The sequence below is a fragment of the Dryocola sp. LX212 genome (assembly GCA_041504365.1).
In the GTDB taxonomy this organism is placed as follows: Bacteria; Pseudomonadota; Gammaproteobacteria; order Enterobacterales; family Enterobacteriaceae; genus Dryocola.
The window spans coordinates 2,377,101-2,401,479 of sequence record CP167917.1; the positions used below are offsets into that span (position 1 = coordinate 2,377,101).

22 protein-coding genes and 1 pseudogene are annotated in these 24,379 nt (G+C 54.3%); 7 read left to right on the forward strand and 16 right to left on the reverse strand.

All coding sequences use genetic code 11. From position 1 onward, the window contains the following. The first annotated feature begins 241 nt into the window (after nt 1-241). The gene (gene nifJ / locus ACA108_11370; GenBank protein ID XEX94026.1) at nt 242-3,772 is read left to right on the forward strand and encodes a pyruvate:ferredoxin (flavodoxin) oxidoreductase; all 3,531 of its coding nucleotides are present in this window, start codon (nt 242-244) and stop codon (nt 3,770-3,772) included. Between the two features lie 150 nt (nt 3,773-3,922). On the opposite strand, the gene dbpA is transcribed toward nifJ, so the two are convergent. The 4 genes from dbpA to ACA108_11390 all read right to left on the reverse strand — a co-directional run bounded on the left by dbpA (nt 3,923) and on the right by ACA108_11390 (nt 8,199). Next, nucleotides 3,923-5,296, reverse strand: coding sequence for an ATP-dependent RNA helicase DbpA (gene dbpA / locus ACA108_11375; GenBank protein XEX94027.1), 1,374 nt, complete (start codon nt 5,294-5,296; stop codon nt 3,923-3,925). Nucleotides 5,297-5,564: 268 nt separating this feature from the next. Further along, entirely contained in the window at nt 5,565-5,762 is a 198-nt protein-coding gene (locus ACA108_11380; protein XEX94028.1) for a hypothetical protein, read from the reverse strand. Between the two features lie 985 nt (nt 5,763-6,747). Next, nucleotides 6,748-7,029, reverse strand: a complete 282-nt coding sequence (locus tag ACA108_11385) for a hypothetical protein (GenBank protein ID XEX94029.1) — start codon at nt 7,027-7,029, stop codon at nt 6,748-6,750. A gap of 132 nt (nt 7,030-7,161) precedes the next feature. After that, the gene (locus ACA108_11390) at nt 7,162-8,199 is read right to left on the reverse strand and encodes a fimbrial protein (protein ID XEX94030.1); all 1,038 of its coding nucleotides are present in this window, start codon (nt 8,197-8,199) and stop codon (nt 7,162-7,164) included. Between the two features lie 525 nt (nt 8,200-8,724). Here ACA108_11390 and ACA108_11395 point away from each other — a divergent pair. Then, nucleotides 8,725-9,225, forward strand: a pseudogene (locus ACA108_11395) (tyrosine-type recombinase/integrase). A gap of 48 nt (nt 9,226-9,273) precedes the next feature. Next, the gene (gene ttcA / locus ACA108_11400) at nt 9,274-10,209 is read left to right on the forward strand and encodes a tRNA 2-thiocytidine(32) synthetase TtcA (GenBank protein ID XEX94031.1); all 936 of its coding nucleotides are present in this window, start codon (nt 9,274-9,276) and stop codon (nt 10,207-10,209) included. 36 nt (nt 10,210-10,245) lie between these two features. On the opposite strand, the gene ACA108_11405 is transcribed toward ttcA, so the two are convergent. The 4 genes from ACA108_11405 to ACA108_11420 all read right to left on the reverse strand — a co-directional run bounded on the left by ACA108_11405 (nt 10,246) and on the right by ACA108_11420 (nt 13,721). Next, nucleotides 10,246-10,395: a hypothetical protein gene (locus ACA108_11405; protein ID XEX94032.1), complete on the reverse strand. Its 150-nt coding sequence runs from the start codon at nt 10,393-10,395 to the stop codon at nt 10,246-10,248. A gap of 267 nt (nt 10,396-10,662) precedes the next feature. After that, a complete protein-coding gene (gene zntB, locus ACA108_11410) occupies nt 10,663-11,646 on the reverse strand; it encodes a zinc transporter ZntB (GenBank protein XEX94033.1) in 984 nt (327 codons plus the stop codon). Nucleotides 11,647-11,765: 119 nt separating this feature from the next. Next, entirely contained in the window at nt 11,766-12,032 is a 267-nt protein-coding gene (locus ACA108_11415) for a DksA/TraR family C4-type zinc finger protein (protein XEX94034.1), read from the reverse strand. 69 nt (nt 12,033-12,101) lie between these two features. Further along, a complete protein-coding gene (locus ACA108_11420) occupies nt 12,102-13,721 on the reverse strand; it encodes an ABC transporter substrate-binding protein (protein XEX94035.1) in 1,620 nt (539 codons plus the stop codon). A gap of 268 nt (nt 13,722-13,989) precedes the next feature. Between ACA108_11420 and ACA108_11425 the strand changes: the two genes are divergently transcribed. Together ACA108_11425 and mpaA are read left to right on the forward strand one after the other, a co-directional pair. Continuing rightward, complete coding sequence (locus ACA108_11425; GenBank protein XEX94036.1) at nt 13,990-14,457, forward strand: hypothetical protein; 468 nt, start codon at nt 13,990-13,992, stop codon at nt 14,455-14,457. A gap of 97 nt (nt 14,458-14,554) precedes the next feature. Further along, nucleotides 14,555-15,262, forward strand: coding sequence for a murein tripeptide amidase MpaA (gene mpaA / locus ACA108_11430; GenBank protein XEX94037.1), 708 nt, complete (start codon nt 14,555-14,557; stop codon nt 15,260-15,262). A 5-nt stretch (nt 15,263-15,267) separates the two neighbouring features. Here the strand turns inward: mpaA and ycjG are convergent, their stop codons facing one another. Further along, nucleotides 15,268-16,233, reverse strand: coding sequence for an L-Ala-D/L-Glu epimerase (ycjG, locus tag ACA108_11435; GenBank protein ID XEX98082.1), 966 nt, complete (start codon nt 16,231-16,233; stop codon nt 15,268-15,270). Nucleotides 16,234-16,371: 138 nt separating this feature from the next. Between ycjG and tpx the strand changes: the two genes are divergently transcribed. Then, nucleotides 16,372-16,878: a thiol peroxidase gene (tpx, locus tag ACA108_11440; protein XEX94038.1), complete on the forward strand. Its 507-nt coding sequence runs from the start codon at nt 16,372-16,374 to the stop codon at nt 16,876-16,878. Nucleotides 16,879-17,083: 205 nt separating this feature from the next. On the opposite strand, the gene tyrR is transcribed toward tpx, so the two are convergent. From tyrR to pspA, 7 genes are all read right to left on the reverse strand, one after another. Beyond that, nucleotides 17,084-18,646: a transcriptional regulator TyrR gene (gene tyrR, locus ACA108_11445; GenBank protein XEX94039.1), complete on the reverse strand. Its 1,563-nt coding sequence runs from the start codon at nt 18,644-18,646 to the stop codon at nt 17,084-17,086. 180 nt (nt 18,647-18,826) lie between these two features. Further along, a complete protein-coding gene (locus tag ACA108_11450; GenBank protein XEX94040.1) occupies nt 18,827-19,891 on the reverse strand; it encodes a TIGR01620 family protein in 1,065 nt (354 codons plus the stop codon). Next, nucleotides 19,888-21,285 (reverse strand): YcjX family protein, encoded by a 1,398-nt coding sequence (locus tag ACA108_11455; GenBank protein ID XEX94041.1) that lies wholly within the window; start codon nt 21,283-21,285, stop codon nt 19,888-19,890. The genes ACA108_11450 and ACA108_11455 overlap by 4 nt, the downstream gene beginning before the upstream one ends. Nucleotides 21,286-21,401: 116 nt before the next feature. Next, the gene (gene pspD, locus ACA108_11460; GenBank protein XEX94042.1) at nt 21,402-21,632 is read right to left on the reverse strand and encodes a phage shock protein PspD; all 231 of its coding nucleotides are present in this window, start codon (nt 21,630-21,632) and stop codon (nt 21,402-21,404) included. Nucleotides 21,633-21,737: 105 nt separating this feature from the next. Next, nucleotides 21,738-22,097 (reverse strand): envelope stress response membrane protein PspC, encoded by a 360-nt coding sequence (gene pspC, locus ACA108_11465; protein XEX94043.1) that lies wholly within the window; start codon nt 22,095-22,097, stop codon nt 21,738-21,740. Then, nucleotides 22,097-22,321, reverse strand: coding sequence for an envelope stress response membrane protein PspB (gene pspB / locus ACA108_11470; protein XEX94044.1), 225 nt, complete (start codon nt 22,319-22,321; stop codon nt 22,097-22,099). Before pspB ends, pspC begins: the two co-directional genes overlap by 1 nt. Before the next feature lie 60 nt (nt 22,322-22,381). Then, entirely contained in the window at nt 22,382-23,053 is a 672-nt protein-coding gene (gene pspA / locus ACA108_11475) for a phage shock protein PspA (protein ID XEX94045.1), read from the reverse strand. Nucleotides 23,054-23,226: 173 nt separating this feature from the next. Between pspA and pspF the strand changes: the two genes are divergently transcribed. Next, the gene (pspF, locus tag ACA108_11480) at nt 23,227-24,222 is read left to right on the forward strand and encodes a phage shock protein operon transcriptional activator (GenBank protein ID XEX94046.1); all 996 of its coding nucleotides are present in this window, start codon (nt 23,227-23,229) and stop codon (nt 24,220-24,222) included. Nucleotides 24,223-24,379 lie beyond the last annotated feature (157 nt).

A 24,379-nucleotide genomic window follows, 5' to 3' on the forward strand; every position in this document is an offset into this window, starting at 1 on the left:
ATAAGTGCCAGCCCTGCCTGGGTCGAGGGCGTCACGCAACAAAAAGTGTCTACATTTGTAATACCGATCACCTTTTAGGATAAAACTCCAGATAATTCCTGGTAGGGATTATTCATTCCGCCAATGACCATCACACAAAAGCGAAAATCGCGCTTCCCGCCCTTTGCTAGACTTAAAGCATTATTCTTCGGCTCGCCGAGGTTATGCGGGTCTTTTATCTTTGCGCAATGAGAGCAACCATATGATCACTATCGACGGCAATGGTGCGGTCGCCTCCGTGGCGTTTCGTGCCAGTGAGGTTATTGCCATTTACCCGATCACCCCTAGTTCGACAATGGCCGAGCTGGCGGATGCCTGGTCCGGGGATGACCGTAAAAACGTCTGGGGTGACACTCCCCGCGTGGTAGAGATGCAGTCCGAGGCCGGGGCTATCGCTACCGTGCACGGCGCGCTGCAAACTGGCGCCCTCTCCACTTCCTTTACGTCATCGCAGGGTTTACTGCTGATGATCCCCACGCTGTACAAGCTGGCCGGGCAGTTAACGCCGTTTGTACTGCACGTTGCCGCCCGTACGGTGGCGACCCACGCGCTGTCAATTTTTGGCGACCACTCTGATGTCATGGCCATTCGCCAGACTGGTTGCGCCATGCTTTGCGCAAGCAGCGTCCAGGAAGCACAGGACTTCGCGCTGATTTCACATATTGCGACGCTGAAAAGCCGCGTGCCGTTTATTCACTTCTTCGACGGCTTCCGCACCTCGCACGAGATCAACAAGATTGCTCCGCTGGCGGACAGCACAATTCTGGATCTTCTGCCGCAAAAAGAGATCGACGAACACCGCGCCCGGGCGCTGAACCCGGATCACCCGGTTATTCGCGGCATCTCTGCAAACCCGGACACCTATTTCCAGTCCCGCGAGGCGACGAACCCGTGGTACAACGCGGTTTACGAACACGTAGAGCAGGCGATGGACAGCTTCGCCGCCGCAACCGGACGCCAGTATCGCCCGTTTGAATATTACGGCCATCCGCAGGCCGAACGCGTAATTATCCTGATGGGTTCCGCAATCGGCACCTGCGAAGAAGTAGTTGATGAGCTTTTACAGGGCGGCGAGAAAGTTGGCGTCCTTAAAGTTCGCCTGTTCCGTCCTTTCTCTGCGGACCATCTGCTGGAAGTACTGCCGGAAACCGCCCGTCACGTTGCGGTGCTCGACAGAACCAAAGAGCCCGGCGCGCTGGCGGAGCCGCTGTATCTGGACGTGATGACTTCCCTTGCTGAAGCCTTTAACCGTGGCGACCGCGAAACGCTGCCGCGCGTGATTGGCGGGCGCTATGGCCTCTCATCCAAAGAGTTTGGCCCGGACTGCGTGCTGGCGGTATTTAATGAGCTGAAACAGGCAAAGCCTCGCCCTCGCTTTACCGTTGGCATTTACGACGACGTGACCAACCTCTCCCTCCCGCTGCCGGAAAACACCCTGCCGTCCCGTTCGAAGCTGGAAGCGCTGTTTTACGGCCTGGGGAGTGACGGCAGCGTCTCAGCAACCAAGAACAACATTAAAATCATCGGTAACTCGACGCCGTTTTTCACTCAGGGCTATTTCGTTTATGACTCGAAAAAGGCGGGCGGTCTGACTGTTTCCCACCTTCGCGTCAGCGAGCAGCCTATTAACGCCACCTATCTGATCGATCGGGCCGACTTTGTCGGCTGCCACCAGCTGCAGTTTATCGACAAGTACCAGATGGCAGAACGCCTGAAACCCGGCGGTATCTTCCTTCTTAATACGCCGTACGGCGCGGATGAGGTCTGGCACCGCCTGCCTCAGGAAGTGCAGGCGGTGCTAAATCAGAAGAAAGCGCGGTTCTTCGTGGTTAACGCAGCGAAAATTGCCCGTGAATGCCAGCTTGGCGCACGTATCAACACCGTCATGCAGATGGCGTTCTTCCATCTGACTAACATCCTGCCCGGCGACAGCGCGCTGGCCGAGTTGCAGGGCGCGATTGCCAAAAGCTACAGCAGCAAAGGTCAGGAGCTGGTCGAACGCAACTGGCAGGCGCTGGCACTGGCCCGCGAATCCCTGGCGGAGGTTCAGCTCCAGGAAGTGAACGAAACCAGCCCGATGCGCCCGCCGGTGGTTTCCGATGCGGCACCGGATTTCGTCAAAACTGTTACGGCGGCCATGCTGGCAGGTCTGGGCGACGCCCTGCCTGTTTCCGCCCTGCCGCCGGACGGGACCTGGCCGATGGGTACCACCCAGTGGGAAAAACGCAATATTGCCGAAGAGATCCCCATCTGGAAGCCGGACATCTGCACCCAGTGTAACCACTGCGTTGCGGCCTGCCCGCACTCGGCAATTCGCGCGAAGGTGGTTCAGCCGGACGTTATGGAACACGCTCCTGCCGCCCTGCAATCGCTGGACGTGAAGTCCCGCGATATGAAAGGCCAGAAATACGTGCTTCAGGTCGCGCCTGAGGACTGCACCGGCTGTAACCTGTGCGTGGAAGTCTGCCCGGCGAAAGACCGCCAGAATCCGGAAATCAAGGCCATCAACATGATGTCGCGCCTTGAGCACGTTGAAGAAGAGAAAGAGAACTACGATTTCTTCCTCAGCATGCCGGAAATGGAGCGTACCAGCCTGGAGCGTATCGACATCCGTACTTCGCAGCTGCTGCAGCCATTATTTGAGTACTCCGGTGCCTGCTCCGGCTGCGGGGAAACCCCGTATATCAAGCTGCTGACCCAGCTTTACGGCGACCGTATGTTAATTGCCAACGCCACCGGCTGCTCATCGATTTATGGCGGCAACCTTCCCTCCACACCGTACACCACCGACGCCAACGGGCGCGGCCCGGCCTGGGCGAACTCGCTGTTTGAGGACAACGCCGAATTTGGCCTCGGCTTCCGGTTAACGGTCGATCAACACCGTGCCCGCGTCATGCGCCTGCTGGAAAAATTTGCCGACCGGCTGCCAGCGGAGCTCAACGAGCAGCTTCACGCTGAGGCTACGCCAGAAGTTCGCCGCGAGCAGGTTGTCGCTCTGCGCCAGTATCTGGCCAACGTTGACGATGCAGATGTCCGTCAGCTTCTGACCGATGCCGACGCGCTGGTCGATAAATCTATCTGGCTGATTGGTGGGGATGGCTGGGCGTATGACATCGGCTTCGGCGGCCTTGATCACGTGCTGAGCCTGACTGAAAACATCAATATTCTGGTGCTGGATACCCAGTGTTACTCCAACACAGGCGGCCAGGCGTCAAAAGCAACGCCGCTCGGTGCGGTCACCAAGTTTGGTGAGCACGGCAAGCGCAAGGCGCGGAAGGATCTCGGGGTCAGCATGATGATGTACGGGCATGTGTATGTTGCGCAAATCTCGCTTGGCGCGCAGCTGAACCAGACGGTGAAGGCGATTCAGGAAGCGGAGGCCTATCCGGGCCCGTCGCTGATTATCGCCTACAGCCCGTGCGAGGAGCATGGTTACGATCTGGCGCTAAGCCATGACCAGATGCGCCAGCTAACCGCAACAGGCTTCTGGCCGCTCTACCGCTTCGATCCACGCCGCGCGGACGAAGGCAAACTGCCGCTGGCGCTGGATTCCCGCCCGCCGTCGGACGCGCTGGCCGATACGCTGATGAAAGAGCAGCGCTTCCGCCGCCTGAACGCCCAGCAGCCGGACGTGGCCGAGCAGCTGTGGAAGGATGCGGCAGAAGACTTACAGAAGAGATACGACTTCCTTGCCCAGATGGCAGGGAAAGCCGAAAAAGCACCGAGCGAATAAACCGCCCCGCGCAGGGTCATCCATCGCCGATACGGTGGATGACGTCGGGGGACAATTATTATATGGAGATCCCTTTCCACGGGATGTTTGTGTTGGCAGAGTCGGCGTAATTTACCCCCTTTTGCCAAGGGAGAGGCGCTAATATCGACTCTACTTGAACAAACGAACCTTAACCGACTTACCTTTAATTTTGCCCTGTTGCAGCTGCTTCCAGGCGTGGCGGGCAACTGACTGCCGAACGGCTACGTAAACGTGAATCGGGTGCACGTCTATCTTGCCGATATCGGCTCCAGCCAGCCCCATGTCCCCCGTCAGCGCACCAAGAATATCGCCGGGACGCATTTTCGCTTTCTTGCCGCCGTCAATGCACAACGTCGCCATTTCAGCCTCAAGAGGCTTAATGGTGATGCCGCCAGGTGGCTGCTGCCAGTTCAGGGACAAATGCAGCATATCTGCCAGAACGCTTGCCCGCTGGGCTTCTTCAGGGGCACAGAAGCTGATGGCAAGACCGCTCTGCCCGGCACGCGCGGTACGCCCAATACGGTGGACGTGCACTTCCGGATCCCAGGACAGCTCGTAGTTGATGACCATTTCCAGAGCCTTAATGTCCAGCCCGCGCGCAGCAACGTCTGTCGCCACCAGTACGCGGCTGCTGCCGTTTGCAAAGCGCACCAGCGTCTGGTCGCGGTCACGCTGTTCCATATCACCGTGCAGCGCCAGCACACTCTGGTTGCTTTCGCTCAGCGCATCGCAGACCGCCTGGCAGTCTTTTTTGGTATTACAGAAAACAACGCAGGATGCGGGCTGATGCTTGCTGAGCAGCTTTTGCAGCAGGCCAATTTTGCCGCTGCGGGAGATTTCGAAGAACTGTTGTTCAACGGACGGCAGCTCATCGACTGAATCGATTTCAATGGTCATCGGCTCACGCTGCACTCGGGAGCTGATTGCAGCGATAGCGGTTGGCCAGGTGGCGGAAAACAGCAGCGTCTGGCGCTTCGCGGGCGCATGGCTGATAACTTCATCAATGGCGTCCGCAAAGCCCATATCCAGCATGCGGTCCGCCTCGTCCAGCACCAGCGTTTGCAGCGCATCCAGCCTGACCGTCTCTTTCTTCAGATGGTCCAGCAGGCGGCCTGGCGTGGCCACAATAACGTGCGGGGCGTGAATCAGCGAGTCACGCTGGACGCCAAACGGCTGGCCGCCGCACAGCGTCAGGATTTTAATATTCGGCATGTAACGTGCCAGGCGGCGCAGCTCTTTGGCAACCTGGTCCGCCAGTTCGCGCGTTGGGCACAGCACCAGTGACTGGGTGATGAACTGGCTGGCATCAATGTGCTGTAGCAGACCGAGGCCGAAGGCGGCGGTTTTGCCGCTGCCGGTTTTCGCCTGCGCACGGACATCTTTCCCTGCGAGGATAGCGGGCAGTGCGGCCGCCTGAACCGGCGTCATGGAGAGATAGCCCAGCTCATTAAGGTTGGTGATTTGTTCCGCAGGCAGGACGTTCAGGGTAGAAAAAGATGTCACAGTATTACTCTCACTAGATGGGCTGGCACGCAGCGGCTGGCGCGTAGTCTAGCAGAATCGCGTGATGGGGTCATTTCTCTGCACCAGATCACATTTCCTGCCATCCTGAAATGTAACTAAACTATTATATCGTTAATGAAAACAAGAGAAGCGATCCGCGAGGTCCGAATAACCGTAAAAGCGATCACGACGTTCGTAACGAAAACGGCGACGGCTGAGCCTGAATAGCGAATAAGGCCTTCACACGCAGGCCTCATTAATTTAATCCTCAGATTCCTCGCATAACAATCTCGACCGCTTCGTGGCTGATAATACTGCCCACCCCATCGCCAAACGTTTTACCCTGCCGCTGAAGTTCATTAACGATATTATCGCGGTTAATTTCCTGCCCCTCCGCAATGAGATTCACTACCGCAGCCCCGATTGCACAACCAATTAACTGTACCCGCTCTTCATCCTGGCTCATTAACCCACTCTCTTATGATTACCCATAAAAAAACTAGCACAACCTGGCGGGGCCGCTAATGTGTCTCTTTACGTTAGTAGTTTCAGGGGTTGTGAAGGGCGTAAAAGAAGAGAAAAATCCGGGAGCCTGTCGACATCGATCAGGCCCCGTAAACACACAGCAGTACCAGAAGTCTTCCTGTCTTTTCCGTGACAGGTTCACTATGTATAAACATCCTCCATGAAGAATGCACGGATATATTCTTATTGATTTTTAAGTAACTTAATTCAAATCATCGCATTACAGCCATGGTTAAGTGCGAATTTATGTAGGCTTAATTGCTTGCGAATTGTGGCAGGTTGCCTCTGGAGCGTTCAGCGTGGATAAGAGAGGATTGAACCTAAAAAATTGGTCCGCCACCGGAGCCTCGAACCCCGTACTACAACATCCTGTTGTCGCTATTCCGATGAGCTAGTGGTGGTAATAACCCTTCCTGAGGTCGTTCTCAACAATGCGTGAGAAAAATTCGTGCGCTCGGGCTTTCCTGACTGGAAAGTCAGGCGGCGAATAATACACAAGTCAATTTAACCTTACCAATTATGCACTAATCAAAAATGTAAAAAATTTACCAACAAAATTTATTTATAAATCACTTTTCCGATGATTAATTCCACACAATTAATTATGATCACCCCGTTACTTTACAGGTGACAGTTTCTTATTAGGGCAACTAAGCCCAGGCGCCAATGTCCGTTGGCGCTCTTTTTATTATGGTGAGATGCTGGTTTCAGGATATGGATTTCCGCTCATAATCAGCATGTAAGAGGTCAGTGTCTCGCCGCCCCCTCCCTCCCGCTAACTGCGTCTCTGATAAACACAACCATACACAAAACGTCCGGCTCCCCTTTTTGAGTACCCGGTAATGCGGCATGCGTGCAAATCATGCTGGCATTCGGCTCGCCAATCCGTACCATACACGCCAGCATTGCGCGTTACGCGTATTGGTTTATAGCCCGAAAACTCCATGACCAGTCAAAAAGAGCAGTACAACCTCAAGATAAAGCACTAATTTTTTCAATGGCTTGTTTTTACTTGTTTTTGTACTTTTTTCATATAGTTGCGATGCTATTACAGCTCCGCTAATACCCGCCAACAACCTCTGAAAAAGCCCCTTTTTTGCCCCTTCTGGAACCGGCGTGTCCCATTTTTGCCCCCAAATTTGCCCCCAAAAACGAGCGATATGGGAATCCCCATATCGGGTTTGATGCGGTGAACGGACACCATTCACCAGCGCCTGGCGATTATAGTGCTCGCAACATAATGACTTCCTTTGAGGGGTGAGCCTGTATTCAGGAGTAAATATGAAAAAGCCCCGGCAAATGCCGAGGCTCGAAAAAACACAACTATCTGTCTCAGAAAATCAGGAGAAATCCACTCGGAGATAAGCCAGAGTAGTAAATTGTCCGAGCGCTGGTGTATTACCCGTTGTGCCCACTGGATAAGCATGGAGGGTAATATTACTTTCATAGCCGTCATTCAGAGTAAACGGAATAACGCTACCGGTATCGTTAGGAATCAACGGGGTACCGCTGTCATCTGTTATCACAACGCCTACATCACTGTTATCGGATTGAAGCGCACTGGGTACTCCTGCTGAGGCAGTCCCCTGAATACGCAACGTCAGGTTGGCTGATGCACTAATATCATTGCACTTTATTGGAATCGTAAAGGTTTTAGGAGTGTAACGTTCTGGTTTTTGACCGATGGTGCTGAAATCACCGGAATAGAATTTGCCCATATCAACGACAACCTGAGTGCCTGCATTGATGCTACAGTTTTGAGGTACAACAACAGTGCCGGTTATTTTATACTGTACAGGTGCAACTCCTGACGTTGGGCATAGCCCATCATTGGAAAGACAACTATAGAGTTCAGATACTGGGATCACACCCAGGTTAACCGTTCCAATAAACGGTTTTTTTATCCTTAACGCGAAATTCCCACTATTGCCTGTAGCTGTGTTTGCCATGGTTTGATCATACCCGCAGACGTGATTATCATCCGATGCCACTCCCCCATTAAGATTAGTGAAAGGTACATCTTTCAGCTGGCCAGATACTGAAATTCGTTGTTTAATATCAAGATAATCATTCACGGAATACCAGCCATCACCACTATCTGGGATCAACATTCTGGCGGTAAAAACCCAAAAATACGCATGTTCAGAACCTGCGCTACATCCGCAATGCAGTACGTACGTTCCTAATGAAGACCAGCTATATGCCGGATCTTTAATAAAACCAACAACGTTATCCGTTGTAGTAACCTGAGTCACACCGGAGTTTACCGTTAAATATGTTGCCCCGGATGGATTATAACAAACATAAGTTGTGGCAAACCCCTGCTGTGCGAACGAGGCAAAAAGAACGAACAGTATAATTTTTATCATTTTCAACATACCCACTTCCTATAAATTATCGTTCGTTAATATAATTATAGATCGCTAAATCCGGAAGCTTTGCCATTATATCGTTCCATGTCGAGCTTGGTTAACTTTTTCCAGGTCAGGAGGTTTAATTTACGACCCATTAGCTATCACGTTGTAATTTCTCTTCAATTGCCTGGCAAATAAATTGCGCCCTGCTAAAGCCCTTCGGATATCCCTTTGCTCGTCGGTGCTCAAAAGCTTTTCGACTTCAGCAGAAAAAACGTAGCGTGTACCCTCACCATCTAACCGTTTTTCTCTGCCCATTTTAATACCTCACCATTTTAGTGCTACACAGAATTTTACAGGCATCACTTAGCAAGCATAGTCATATAATGGACTATTTCAATATGTTAGCATGTAATCATGCTTTTCATTGACAAATTCAAGTTGTGTACTAATGGGGGTGTCGAAAATTTTTTCATGTTCTTTCATGCATTTTTTTCATTATTATCAGTGAGTTGATGTATTCATGCAAAAAACACTATCGGACATAATCAGGGTACTGTCCATGTGAACCGCAACCTGACAATCCTCGGTACATTCGGGCCGCCGAAAACCGACGCAGGGATCAGAACGCTAAAGTTGCTGGCGCCAGCATTGGAAGCGCTGAAAGCCCAGCGGGAATTAACGGCTCTCCAGCCAAAATCAAGAATCGTGTTCTATCATCGCGAATACGGTAAAACTGAAATCCAGCGCCTACGCTTTGTGTTCATGCCTCGCATGCGTAAAGGTGAGCAAAAAGCCTACTACAGCGTTTCCAGCATCGGTGACCGATGGAACGCAGCTGTAAAACGTGCTGACATTCGCCGCCGGAATCCGTACCATACGCGGCATACTTTTGCCTGCTGGCTTCTGTCAGCCGGTGCAAACCCGTCATTTATCGCGAATCAGATGGGGCATGAAAATGCACAAATGGTCTATGAGGTTTATGGCGCATGGATCGAAGAGCTGAACGGCGATCAGGTGCTGATGCTAAATTCCAGGCTGGCGCTTTAAAAAACTTTGCCCCTTATATGCCCCTTTTGGTTTTAGAGACAGTAAATAATGCAAGATAATCAACAAGTTAAAAAGAAAGAGCAGTACAACCTCAATAAACTTCAGAAACGTCTTCGCCGTAACGTGGGTGAAGCGATCGCGGATTACAACATGATTGAAGAAGGCGACCGTATCATGGTCTGCCTTTCCGGCGGTAAAGACAGCTACACGATGCTGGAAATCCTGCGCAATCTGCAGCAGAGTGCGCCGATTAATTTCAGCCTGATCGCGGTTAACCTTGACCAGAAACAGCCTGGCTTCCCGGAGCATGTCCTGCCCGCCTACCTTGAGAGCATCGGGGTCGAATACAAGATTGTCGAAGAAAATACTTACGGCATCGTAAAAGAGAAGATCCCGGAAGGGAAAACAACCTGCTCGCTGTGTTCACGCCTGCGCCGCGGCATTTTGTATCGCACGGCAACCGAACTTGGCGCGACCAAAATCGCACTTGGCCACCACCGTGACGATATCCTGCAGACGCTGTTCCTGAACATGTTCTACGGCGGAAAAATGAAAGGCATGCCGCCGAAGCTGATGAGCGACGACGGTAAGCACATTGTTATTCGTCCGCTGGCCTACTGCCGTGAGAAGGATATTGAACGTTTTGCCACTGCTCGCGAATACCCAATTATTCCTTGTAATCTGTGCGGCTCGCAGCCGAACCTGCAGCGTCAGGTCATTGGCGATATGCTGCGCGACTGGGATAAACGCTATCCGGGCCGTATTGAGACAATGTTCAGCGCTATGCAGAACGTTGTGCCTTCACACCTGTGTGATACCGAACTGTTCGACTTTAAAGGCCTGCAGCACGGCGCTGAAGTCGTGGACGGGGGCGACCTGGCCTTTGACCGTGAAGAACTCCCGATGCAGCCTGCTGGCTGGCAGCCTGAAGAAGATGACAGCGATGCCCCGCTGCAGCGTCTGGACGTGCTGGAAATCAAATAAATGCTTCATCCCTCTCCGTTCTGGAGAGGGAACGCTTCACATATGCGGTGGCGGGTCGATTATCGGTTTCGGATCGGGATCAATTGGCGGATCGGGTATTGGCTGCGGTTTCGGGATGGGATCGGGAATCGGTACCGGGTCGGATGGAACCGGGTCACTCATAAACATGCCGCGATGTTCGTTCATCTTTGCCTCCTGTGGTTACTCTCCTTAAGCATAGTCAATAAATCGCAGACAAAAAAAAGCCGACTATCAAAGCCGGCGTGGTACGAATCAATTGTGCTATGCAGTAATTCAAAAAAAGGAAGTAAGACAATATGGAGCGCAACGCCCATCGCTTGACGTTGCATTCACCTGCAAGAGAGAGTTTGCACCTCCCCGCCCGGTGATTTATTGACTTCGCTCAATTTAGACGGCATTTCCTGCCCTGCCTTGAGCAGATAATCTGAAATTTTACAACCATTTACTGCGATGTAACCACCAGGCAACACCCCCTATCACAACCACCAACATCATACAGAACAGGCTGAAGCCAAAGTGCCATTCGCCACCGGGAATGCCGCCAAGGTTGACGCCAAACAGGCCCGTGAGGAAGGTGCTGGGCAAAAAAACCATCGCCATCAGCGACATGGTGTAGGTACGGCGGCCCATGGCCTCCTGCATCACCGTCGAGATTTCGTCGGTCATTATGGCTGTGCGGGCAATGCAGGAGTCGATTTCATCGAGCCCGCGTCCAAGACGGTCCGAGATGTCCTGCATACGACGGCGATGGTCGTCGGTCATCCAGGGCAGACGCTCGCTGGAAAGGCGCGCGTAGACGTCACGCTGCGGCGCCATATAGCGACGCATAACAATCAGTTGTTTGCGCAGCAGCGCAAGGAAACCGCGCGGCGGGATTTGCTGATCGAGCAGGTTATCTTCAAGGTCGATGATTTTGTCGTGCAGCTGTTCAATAAATTCACTTGCGTGGTCGGTCAGGGCATCGCAGACGTCCACCAGCCAGCTGCCACAGTCCGTTGGCCCGGTGCCTTCGTTCAGATCGTTTACCACGTCGTCCAGCGCCAGTACCTGCCTCTGCCGGGTAGAAACGATAAGCCGTTCGTCCATGTACAGCCGCATGGCCACTAGTTGGTCCGGACGCTCATCGGTGCTGCCATTGATGCAGCGCAAGGTGATGAGCGTTCCCTCACCCACCCGCGATACCCGCGGACGCAGACTTTCGCCTGACAGCGCATCACGCACGTAGTTAGGCAGCAACGGCGTTTTTTCCAGCCATTCTGCGCTGTCGCGATTGGTATAATTCAGGTGCAGCCAGCAAGGATGCTCGCTGTCAATGAGGGTATCATTTTCGACAGGTTTAACGCCGCCGCAGCCATCCAACTGCCAGGCAAACACGGCGTCTGGTACCTGTATATCGGCTCCTTTAATTACATCCACTGCTTTCTCTCCAGCCAAAAACTCTGCTGCCAGTCTAGCCATCTTCGTTAGTTATTCAACAGACCTGATTGCAATCACACTGAATTAACAGGGAAAGAGAGGGTTTCTGGATAGAAAAGTTAGCGCAGCTGACTGTCTTTCGAACCCCGGCGGTTGTAACCAGAGAAGGTCGCCTTCCTGGCATCTTCTTCCTGCTGGCATTTCACACACAGCCTCACGCCGGGAATCGCCTTACGCCTTGCCAGTGGGATGGCGGACCCGCACTCTTCGCAATATTCCAGGCTTTCACCTTTTGGTAATTCGCTGCGCGCGCGGGCGATAGCGTCGTCTAAAGTACTGTCGATTTGTTCCTGCACTGCATCATCATTTGCCCACCCGGATGCCATTTGCCACCTCCGAAAGTTTGTCTACTCGCCTGTGTCAATAATAGCACCTGCGGGCGGGCCGGGATTTTGTCAGTGCGCCAGAAGATACATGGTACGGCTGTAGGCCACATCTTCCGGGTTGTTGATCGGATAACCCTTAAGCCACGGTTTAATCAGACGCCCGTTGGTGTACTGATAAATCGGCGCAATCGGCGCCTGCTCCTGGATGATCCTTTCAGCCTGGTTATAATCTTTATTTCGCGCCTCATCGGTGACTTCCTGGCTGGCCTGAGCCAGCAATTTGTCGTACGCCGGGGAATTAAAACGTGAAATATTGCCGCTGTGGGTGGAGGTAAGAAGAGAGAGGAACGTCGACGGTTCGTTGTAGTCCCCGACCCACGACGCGCGAATCACGTCGAAATTGCCGGTATTACGGCTGTCAATGTAGGTCTTCCACTCCTGGTTTTGCAGCTTGACGTCCACGCCAAGATTTTTCTTCCACATTGACGCCACCGCAATGGCAATTTTCTGATGGTTCTCAGAAGTGTTATACAGCAGGGTTAACTGCAGCGGCTTATTCGGACCGTAGCCCGCCGCCTGAAGCAGGGTCTTCGCCTGCGCGTTTGCTTCCTGCTGGCTCATCTGTTCTATCGGAGATTGTTCCGGCTTAAAACCTGCCGTGACGTCCGGGGTGAAGCGCCAGGCTGGTTTCTCGCCGGTGCCCAGCACCTTGTCCGCCATGATGCGCCGGTCGATGGTCATGCTCAGCGCAAGCCGCACACGCTGATCCGCCGTCGGGCCTTTCAGGGTGTTGAACGCATAATAATAGGTGCCAAGCTGCGGCGGGGTGTATACCTGACCGGGAATATCTTTCATCAGCTTCTGGTACATCACCTTCGGGAAAGATTCGGTGATGTCGATGTCCCCGGCAAGGTATCGCTTAGTGGCAGCCGTTTCCTGGTTAATCGGCAAGAAGGTCACCTTCGTTAGCACGGTTTTGGCGTTATCCCAGTAGTGGGTATTAGGCACCACGACCAGCTTTTCATTCACCACGCGCTGGCTGAGCGAATACGCACCGTTACCGACCAGGTTGCCCGGCTTCGTCCAGTCCTGACCTAATTTCTCTACCGTAGCTTTTGGCACCGGGAAGAGCGAGAAGTTAGCCGTCAGATTAGGCAGGTAAGGTACAGGCTTATCGAGCTGAACGCGTAATGTTCTGGCATCAACAGCGGTTACGCCCAGCTTATCTACCGGCATTTTGCCGTCGATAATCGCCTGCGCATTAGTCATGCCCGCGAGGGCAGCGAACCATGCAAAGGGGGAGGTGTTTTTAGGATCAACAAGGCGCTGCCAGTTATAGACGAAATCCTGGGCGGTCACCGGACTGCCGTCAGACCAGCGGGCATCGTCACGCAGAGTAAAAGTCCAGGTGCGGTTATCATTGCTTTGCCATTTGGTGGCAACGCCCGGTACCAGTTCCCCTTTTTCATTTTGATTTACCAGGCCTTCAAACAGATCGCGGATGACCTGAATTTCGGGCAGCCCAACGGCTTTCATCGGATCAAGAGAGGCGGGTTCATCTTTAATATGGCGAACCAGCTCCTGCTTCGGCGCAAGTTTAGCCCCGGCAGGCACATCGGCAGCCCAGGCGGTAGAGAACGTGCACGCTACGGCCAGCGCACAGCAGGTAATGCGAAAAGTTGTTTTCATCCGTTACCCTTCAGAGATAGTAAGGTCGCTTACGTGGCGCAATTGCTTGTTTTGCCAATAAGAAAAGCAAACTACTTGCTTTTATGCAACCGTGCATCGTGATTTAGCCCTGACAGACAACGTTTTTAACAAAAATACTCAGACGCTAGATTCCGAAAAATGGTTTTTTACCCGAAATAGCACTTTCAGACGGTTCCTGCATAAGAAATCCCTCCTACTATTGTCACCTTTGTCACCTTATTATCAATATTGATTACAAGGACTTTAGATGTTACGCACTTCTCTTTTGCTGGCGTTAATTGCCGGCTGTCTCAACACGGCCTGTGCTGCAGAACCTGCGCCAGCTATGCTTGGTGATCTCAAAGCCACAGAGCATCAGCTTTGCGGGAAAAGTATAGAAATCCAGTCTGCAGCAATGAAAGGTAAAAATGCCGGACATACAATTATCGCGCTGAAAAATAATAAATCTGGCGAGCTGGATCTCTTTGCTTCAACCACCGAGAACGCCGCCAACAAGCAGTACGATAAATATTTACCGGTGAAGTTCGACAGCCTGTCCCAGACCTTTATAGAAGACTCAACTGGCCGACCGAATATCGTGTGGGGCGGCGCGATAAACAATCTTAAAGGTATGGAGTACAGCCTGGCGCTGGGGAGCCATGTCTATGCCTGTGACGGCCTACAGCCTTTTAAAGGCGAAGTCGCCAACGATCTTTATGGGGAAGAGGTTAAATAATCTCCGCTTCCGTCTGACAGCCGCTTGTTTTAGATGAGATTGTGATTAAACACTGCTATTACTGATGAATCATTATCTCCCGATATTAAGGACAGCTATGCCAGGTCACCGCCCTCGCCCGCAACGGGGTCATCTGCCTAAAGGTAGCGAACGCTATGGTAAATCCGTATTCGGCGCCCCCCTGCTCTGGTTTCCGGCCAGCCCTTCTGAAACTCGCAGCGGGCTGATTATTGCCGGTACGCACGGTGATGAAAATGCCGCAATGGTCACCCTTTCCTGCGCGCTACGCACGCTTGAATCCAGGTATCGCGGCCATCACGTGGTGCTCGCCGTCAACCCGGATGGCTGTCAGCTTGGCCTGCGCGCCAACGCCAACGGCGTCGATCTCAACCGCAATTTCCCTTCGGCCAACTGGAAGCCAGGGGAAACGGTATACCGCTGGAACAGCAGCGCGGAGGAACGAGACGTAGTGCTGTCCACCGGGGCGACACCTGGCTCAGAACCAGAGACTGCCGCCCTTTGTCAGCTAATCCATTCGCTCAAACCCGCGTGGGTTGTTTCATTTCACGACCCGCTGGGCTGCATCGAAGATCCTCACGGCTCGCCCTTGGGAAGCTGGCTGGCGGACGCTTTTGAATTGCCGCTGGTAACCAGCGTGGGCTACGAAACGCCAGGCTCATTCGGCAGCTGGTGTGCCGATCTTAACCTGCCGTGCATTACCGCTGAGTTCCCGCCTGTTTCAGCGGATGAGGCCAGCGAGCGCTATCTGGACGCCATGATGGGCCTGCTGCATTGGCATCACTAAGCGTTTTACGGGAAAAGTTTTCCTGTTTCAAAATGCAGCGCGGGCTCGACGTCCACCGCAAGCCAGGTCGGCCCGTCCAGATCGGCAAAGCGCACCTTCGCCGCCAGCGGTAACGCAGCGGCGATGGCGCGGGAGGTACAGAGCATGCATCCCAGCATCACATCAAAGCCCTGCTCGCGCGCGGCGCGCGTCAATGCCAGCGCCTCGGTCAGCCCCCCGGTTTTATCCAGCTTGACGTTGACCATTTCATAACGCCCTTTTAGCGCCGCCAGGCTTTCGCGGGTGTGGCAGCTTTCGTCAGCGCAGATCGGTAACGGATGAATAAAGTTCGCCAGCGTGCCGTCTTCACCGGCAGGCAACGGCTGTTCGAGCATCGCCACGTTCAGGTCGGCCAGCAGCTGGCAGCGCGCGGCTAACCCCTCGCTTTTCCACGCTTCGTTCGCGTCCACGATCAGCACCGCCTCCGGTACCGCCGCACGAATAGCAACCATGCGTTCGGTAATTAGCCTGTCGTCGAGTTTGATTTTCAACAACCGCGCGCCCTTCTGCCATAGCAGCGCAGCTGCGGCTGCCATCTGTTCGGGCGGGGCAATGCCTACCGTCTGCGCAGTAGTCAACAGATCCGGTAGCGCCACTTCTGCAAGGTGAGCAACGGTTGTTTTTTTAATCCGAGCTTCCAGATCCCACAAAGCGCTATCCACGGCGTTACGTGCAGCCCCGGCAGGCAGGGCCGTTTGCAACTCATCTCGAGACATGCCCAGTTCAAGCTGCGGAAGTATGGTAGTGATTTGCGCCAGCACCGAAGCATCACTTTCACCGTAACGGGGATAAGGCGTGCATTCTCCGACACCTTTTACGCCATTTTCCTCTATCTCTACCACGACAACGACAGCTTCGCTGCGGGTACCGCGCGAAATGACGAATGGCGTATGCAGCGGCCATGCTTCCTGATAAACCTTAACTTTTCTCATCATTACCCTTGTTAACGGCGTTTTGCTCAGTATAGGAGCGAACACTTTTGTGTGCAGTATCAGTTTTTTATATTCATCCGATGAATCCTGGAATACACTGTTTGCGGCGTTAATTATATGTAAACAGGAAGATTAAACATGTCACAACTCGTTCATTTCCAGGGCAACCCGGTTGCGGTTGCAGGTCAGATCCCTCAGGCTGGCAGCAAAGCAGCATCTTTTTCTCTGGTCGCTAAAGACCTTACCGATGTTACGCTGAGCCAGTTCGCGGGCAAACGTAAAGTGCTGAACATTTTCCCAAGCATCGATACCGGCGTTTGTGCCGCGTCCGTGCGTAAATTCAACCAGCTGGCGACAGAACTGGAGAACACCGTTGTCCTGTGCGTCTCCGCCGACCTGCCGTTCGCCCAGTCCCGCTTCTGCGGCGCGGAAGGCCTGAGCAACGTCGTCACCCTGTCCACCCTGCGCAACCCTGAGTTCCAGCAGGATTACGGCGTGGCTATCTCTGAAGGCGCGCTGAAAGGCCTGACCGCACGTGCAGTAGTGGTTATTAATGAAAATGATGAAGTGGTGTTCAGCGAATTAGTGAATGAAATCACTAACGAACCTGACTACGCTGCTGCGCTGGAAGCCCTGAAGGCCTAAGGTGTGAATGCCCCCTCTAAAAAGGGGGCATCTAGATTGTTGACAAAGAAGGAAAAAGCGTGGTTTTTCCTTCTTTGTGGTTAGCAGTCGAAAATCAATGAATTGATTTTCCTTGTTATTTATTCGGTGAGATCTTTTCGAATTCCATTCGGTTTAGGTTTGTCATCAGTCTGAATGCCCCCCTGTCTGGGGGGCATTATGTGATTTACTCTTCGGTTTTACGCTGGCTCAGGCCATATTCACGCAGCTTGTTGGCAATCGCCGTGTGCGACACGCCGAGCCGTTTAGCCAGTTTACGGGTGCTTGGATAGGTCCGGTAAAGCTGGGTCAGCACGGAACGTTCGAAACGACGCGAAATATCATCCAGCGTCCCTTCCATCGCCTCTTCCCCCACCGCCAGGCTCGCCGTATCGAAATCAGGTAGCAGGATGTCCTGCGGGCGTAATTCGTATCCTTCCAGCTGCGTCAGCGCGCGGTAGACTGCATTTTTCAGCTGGCGCACGTTGCCCGGCCAGCCGTAACGCGTTAATACGTTGCTGAGATCGTTTGCAAGTTTAGGACGCGGCACGCCCTGCTCGTCGGCGAAGCGCGCAACAAACAGCTCCGTCAGCGGCATGATGTCCTGAGGACGGTCGCGCAGAGGCGGCAGGTTCAGCGTCAGTACGTTAAGGCGATAATAAAGATCTTCACGGAATTCGCCTTTCTGCACCAACTCAACCAGATTCTTTTGCGTCGCACAAATCACGCGCACGTCAACATGAACCTCATGCTCCTCGCCCACCCGGCGGAAGGTGCCGTCGTTGAGGAAGCGCAGCAGCTTAGTTTGCATGCGCGGCGACATTTCACCAATTTCATCCAGCAGTACAGAACCGCCGTTCGCCTGCTCAAAGAAGCCTTTTTTACCCTCCACGGCGTTGGCATAAGCGCCGGGCGCATGGCCGAACAGCTCGCTTTCGACGACGTCATCCGGCATTGAACCGCAGTTCAGCGCCAGGTAAGGCTTCTGGGCGCGCGGGCTGCCAAGGTGGCAGGCGTGGGCCAGTAAATCTTTGCCCGTTCCGGTATCCCCAACGATCAGCAACGGCGCGTTGAGCAGCGCGAGCTTGTGCGCCTGCTCCACTACGTGACGCATTTTCGGGCTGACGGCAACAATCTGGCTGAACGCGCTAATATCCGCCTGGGAGATGTTCTGCAGCTGGCGGCCCATACGTACCGTGGAGCGCAGCATGACCACAGCGCCAACCAGCATAGATTTGCCGTCCTCGCCGTCCAGATGCACCGGGGTAATCTCCATCAGGAAGTTTTGCCCGTTGATCACCACATGTTCGGTATGCGAGTCCGCAGGCCCGCCTTCCAGCCAGCGCATAAAGTTAAAGCCGTTGATCAGGTTTGCCGCATTGTGATTACGCAGTTTTTCTTCGCCCTGCCCGAACAGTGCACAGCTTGCCGGGTTCGCCAGTTCGACCTTGCTTCTCATGTCCAGCGACAATACGGGTTCCGGAAGCGCTTCCAGCAGCGCGCTTAACGCGCGGTGTTCGCGTTCGGACGGCATCCACGGTACCGTGCGCACGTCTTTAACGCCGGGAATACGGCGAATCTCACCCATCAGGCTACTAAATGAGTCGAATTCAAGGGTGGAAAAATTGAGGTAAATGATCCCCACCGGGTCAATTTCAATGCCCCGTAAATCAATACCACGCAGGACTAACAAATCGAGTAATTCGCGGGTAAGACCAAGGCGGTCTTCACAAAAAACTTCCAGACGCATGGGGGTGACCTTTTATCGCAGTAAACAGAATCATCAGATACAGTGATAATACTCCAGATGCCTGCCGGTCAGAAGAGATGTGTTAAGAAAAGTTGACAGATAAACACAGTGGATGGCGCTGACGCTTATCCTTCCTACCAAACTTTACCGCAGAGTGGATAAGCGCAGCGTCAACTGACGTCAGACAGGTGGATTGCCCGGTTTTTTGGACATTGTCTCTTTCAGCTGCACGAGCAGCTGGCGGCGGAAGTCGCCGAGGCGCGGTTTATCCTCGCCTATCCACGGCAGCGGGCGGCAAAGCTCCATCGCCTTGATCCCAAGCCGTGCGGTCAGCAGGCCCGCGCCAATGCCCTGCGCAGCGCGGGTGGACAGACGTGCTGCGATATCCTGCCCAACCCAGTCCATCCCTACTTCCCGCACCAGCTCGCTGGCACCAGCAAAAGCGATATTCAGCAATACCAGGCGGAACAGGCGGATACGGCTGTAATAACCGAGCTCAATGCCGTACAGCGCGGCAATGCGGTTAATCAGGCGCAGGTTACGCCAGGCGATAAACGCCATATCCACCAGCGCCAGCGGGCTGACGGCAATCATCAGCGTGGACTCGGCTGCGGAGCGGCTGATTTCTCGACGCGCCTGGTTATCCAGCACCGGCTGCACCAGCTGGGCGTAAAGCGCGACGACTTCACGATCGTTATGGGTTTCATGAATCGAGGCGTACCAGCGCTGTAGCGCGGGGTGCCCCTGGTCCAGCCCGGCCTGGCGTGCCAGCTTTTCGCAGAAGGCGCGCCCTTTTCCCGTGCCGTGGCTGTTCATCAGATCGCGAGCCTCGTCCCGCTCTTCCGCCCGCTGGCGCAGACGCCACAGACGACGCCACTCGGTGGCGACAGAACCCACGCCTGCGGCGATGATCAACCCACCCGCGACGCCGCCCCCCAGCGCGATCCAGTCCTGGGTTACAAAGGCGTTATGCGTCCACTGCACGCCCTGCGCCACCACGCTGATGCCAAACAGCCCCAGCCCTGCCATCACCATGCGTCGCCAGATGCTGCGTTTCGGGCGCAGCGCGGCTTCGACAACAGCCTCGGCCTGGCTCTCCTCTTCCACTTCGTCGAGGGTCGCCAGCGCGGGTGTAAACTTCTCGGCCTCCGGCTCGCTAAAGGCGTGGGCACTTTTGTATACGGGATCTTTTTCCACTTCCAGCGGCTGTGCAAAATCGATACGCGGCTTTAATGGTTCGCTCATCGCAATTTATCTCCAATCAGAAATTCCAGTGCCGCGTCGAGGCGAATGTGCGGCAGAGGCCGGTCGACATCCATAACCTGCGGGCGAAACTGTTCAAACTTAAAGCCCTGCTTATCCCAGAAGGCGCTGCCCGGCAGGCGTGAAGGCACTTCGCCGGGATAGACCGTAAGCGGCGAACCATCGTCCAGACGATTACCGCGCAGCGCAGGGATTTGCTCTCCCTGAACGTCCACCAGCCCGCTCTGCGTGGCCTGTACCGAGGCAATGCCCATGCATTCCCGATCGATACCCTCGAACGCGGCATTTTGCCAGGCGTCCTGCACCAGCTGCTGCAACAGCGAAACCATGTTGGCGTGCTGGTCAACGGTAACGTGGTCTGCTTTTGTCGCAGCGAACAGAAGTTTATCGATGACCGGCGAGAACAGCCTGCGGAACAGCGTACGCTGGCCGTACTGAAAACTTTGCATCAGCTGCGTCAGCGCAAGACGCATATCATTAAACGCCTGCGGGCCGCTATTCAGCGGTTGCAGACAGTCCACCAGCACTATCTGGCGGTCAAAGCGAAGGAAGTAATTTTTATAGAAGCCTTTAACTACCTTTTCGCAGTAATACTCGAAACGGGAACGAAGCATGCCGAGGTTGGTAGATTTGTCGGCCTGAGCGAGCCTGGACTCGCCGAAGCCGTCAACGTCCGGCCACGGGAAAAACTGCAGCGCTGGTGCACCGGCCATATCACCCGGTAGCACAAAACGGCCCGGCTGGATGAAGTGCAGGCCTTCGCGCTTGCAGCGCAGCAGGTAGTCCGTCCACGCCTGGGAAATTTCGCCCAGCCGGTTTTCATCGGCGGGCGCCAGCGGATCCAGGCCTTCGCAAAGCCTGCGCCATTCGGCAGACCACTCCGCACGATCGCCCTGCAGTAGGCCGGTCATCTGCCGCGACCAGCTCAGGTAGTCCTGTGCCAGCATCGGCAAATCCAGCAGCCATTCGCCCGGATAGTCGACGATTTCCAGATACAGCGTTGAAGTGTCTTTAAAGTGGCGCAGCAGCGAATCGTTCGAGCGATAGCGCAGCGCAAGCCGCATTTCGCTTACGCCACGGGTTGGCGTGGGCCAGTTCGGCGGGGTGCCGTACAGCTGCGCCATACCTTCATCATAGGTAAAACGCTGTATGCCTAAGTCGCGCTGCGGCACGCGTTTCACCCCCAGCAGTCGCTCTTCCCGCGCGGCGGCAAGCATTGGCAAGCGTGCGCCGTTATTGACACTCAGAAGCTGGTTAACCATAGCCGTGATAAATGCGGTTTTTCCGCTACGGCTAAGTCCGGTAACCGCAAGGCGCAGATGCCGGTCAACGCCACGGTTCACTAGCGCATTGAGTTCATTCTTGATTCTGTTCATATGCGTCCTGGTTGCACCCATTTTTTAACGAACGGGTAAGTATCTTCACTGATTGTAATAAATAAGGTTCGAATATAGCGAATCAATAGGCAGGAAATAAAGAAAGCGGGGGAATACTACTTTGTCACTCCCCCGTTATAGCGAGCAGAAACTTTACGCAGCATGCGTGCAAGCATCGGCTCGATGGTCATCGCCAGCAGCATTTTCAGCGGGCGGCGCGCAACGGATTTGACAGCCCACCCCGCTACACCCGCCGGGCCATAGCGCAGAGCGACCAGCAGAACCAGTTTGCCGGCGATTTTCAGGCCGGGTTTGGCTTTCTGGCTGGCGGAACGAAATGTAGTCATGGGTTCTTTCTCCGTAGGGAGGAAAATTCATAGGGTGGATAAACAACGTGTCAGCCACCGCAACGGCGTGGCGGATGGCGCTAGCTCATCCGCCCTACAAACAGATTAAAGCTGGCGAAAACGGCTGCGTAACGTGAAGGTATCAGAGGTGATATACCGCTCCATCGAACGCAAACGCTGCTCGCCCGCCGCCAGCTCCGCATCCACTTCATCAAGCAGATCGCGGCTGGTCGGCTGCGGCTTTACCTGATCCGCACCGTAGGGCATCGGGTCAAGAATAAACGTCAGGGCGATGTAGGCCACCATGACGAAGAAGAACAGGCCAAAAATCATTGATAACACAGCGATCAGGCGTACGAGTTTGACCGGGACGTCCAGGTACTGCGCAATACCTGCGCAAACACCTTTCAGCATCCCCTTCTCAGGGATACGCCACAATTTACGACCGGAAAATGAATTCACCATTATTTGTCTCTCCAGTTCGGGTGCTCAGCGTCGAGGATTTGCTCCAGCGCAACGATACGTTCACGCATGCGTTTCGCCTCGTCGGTAAGCTGCGCCAGCCGCTGCTGTTCGCCCTGCGACAGCTCGCCGCCCGCTGAGCGGTTGCTGTAGTGCAGCCACAGCCAGATGGGGGCGACAAACAGCACGAATATCGTTAACGGTATGGCCAGAAAAAGCGCGCTCATGTGTACTCCTTACAAGTCGAACGAGCTGCGGCGCGTCATGCGCAGCCGCAGCATTAATAGTTAACCGCGATCCTGACCGTTCATTTTCGCCTTCAGCGCCGCAATTTGCTCGCTGATAGCATCGTCGGCCTTCAGTTCGGCAAACTGGGTGTCGAGATTTTTCTGCTTGCCGAAGCTGTGGCTTTCCGCTTCCGATTCCATCTGATCGATGCGACGTTCGAAAGACTCGAAACGGGCCATCGCTTCATCCAGCTTGCCGCTGTCGAGCTGGCGGCGAACATCACGGGAAGAGGACGCAGCCTGGTGGCGCAGCGTTAATGCCTGCTGGCGGGCGCGGGTTTCGCTGAGTTTGTTCTCCAGCTCGCCAATCTCTTTTTTCATACGCGCCAGGGTTTCATCGACGTGAACCACTTCATCTTCCAGGGTGGCAATCAGGTCGGTTAATTTCTGTTTTTCGATCAGCGCCGCACGGGCCAGATCTTCTTTATCCTTACGCAGCGCCAGCTCGGCTTTTTCCTGCCATTCGGCCTGCTGGGCCGTTGCCTGCTCTACGCGGCGGGACAGCTGTTTCTTTTCTGCCAGCGCGCGGGCCGAGGTGGAACGCACTTCAACGAGCGTGTCTTCCATTTCCTGAATCATCAGGCGTACCAGCTTCTGCGGATCTTCTGCTTTTTCCAGCAGTGAGTTGATGTTGGCATTCACGATGTCGGCGAAACGAGAAAAAATACCCATAATTCAATCCTCTTAAGTCATTATTTTCGGTGCCTGGCACCTTGCTCGATAGGATTAATACAATCTCCGTGCCAACTTTTTATCCTATTGATTTTAAATGGAATGATAAAATTTGACTCCGCTGACGCAGCGGCTATAGTGGTTTTATTCGCTAACAGTTGGTCAATTTCACCATGGCAGAACATAAAGATAATCTGATCGGAGAGGCAAACAGCTTCCTCGAGGTGCTCGAGCAGGTTTCGCGCCTGGCACCGCTGGAGAAGCCCGTGCTGGTCATCGGCGAGCGTGGCACCGGTAAAGAACTGATCGCCAACCGCCTCCACTTCCTGTCCCGCCGCTGGCAGGGGCCGTTTATCTCGCTGAACTGCGCGGCGCTGAACGACAACCTGCTGGATTCCGAGCTGTTCGGCCACGAGGCCGGAGCCTTTACCGGAGCGCAAAAGCGCCATCCGGGCCGCTTTGAGCGCGCCGACGGAGGCACGCTGTTCCTGGATGAGCTGGCAACCGCGCCGATGATGGTGCAGGAGAAGCTGCTGCGCGTGGTGGAATACGGTGAGCTGGAACGCGTAGGCGGCAGCCAGCCGCTGCAGGTAAACGTGCGGCTGGTGTGCGCCACTAACGCCGATCTGCCACAGCTTGCCGAAGAAGGTAAATTCCGCGCGGATTTGCTGGACCGGCTGGCGTTTGACGTCGTTACCCTTCCCCCGCTGCGCGAACGCAAACCCGATATCATGCTGATGGCCGAGCACTTTGCCATTCAGATGTGCCGCGAGCTGCAGCTCCCGCTCTTCCCCGGCTTCAGCGAAGAGGCGCAGCAGACGCTGCTGAATTACGGCTGGCCGGGCAATATTCGCGAGTTAAAGAACGTGGTTGAACGATCTGTTTATCGCCACGGGAGCAGTGAAGAAGAAGTTGACGAGATTATTCTCGACCCCTTTGCCCGAAAGGCGGCGTCTGTCCACGTAGCTGAAACCAGCGCTGACACTCTTCCTCAGCTGCCGCTGGACCTGCGCGGCTGGCAGAACGAACAGGAAAAAATGCTGCTCGAGCGCAGCCTGCTCCAGGCGAAATACAATCAGCGCAGGGCCGCAGATTTACTGGGTCTAACCTACCACCAGCTGCGCGCCCTGCTCAGGAAGCACGATGTCACGCCGTCGCTGGAGCAATAATAAAAATTTATGGCTGGCATATGCTGTCAGCCAGTCGTTATATTCTTTGCTTTTCAATTAACTGCCCTTAACTCGCTTCTTTTATGCGCTTTTGAAATATTTTCTGTGCGCTTAATTAGCCTGCTTAGCATCCCCCTCGCCACACTGCAACATTTCC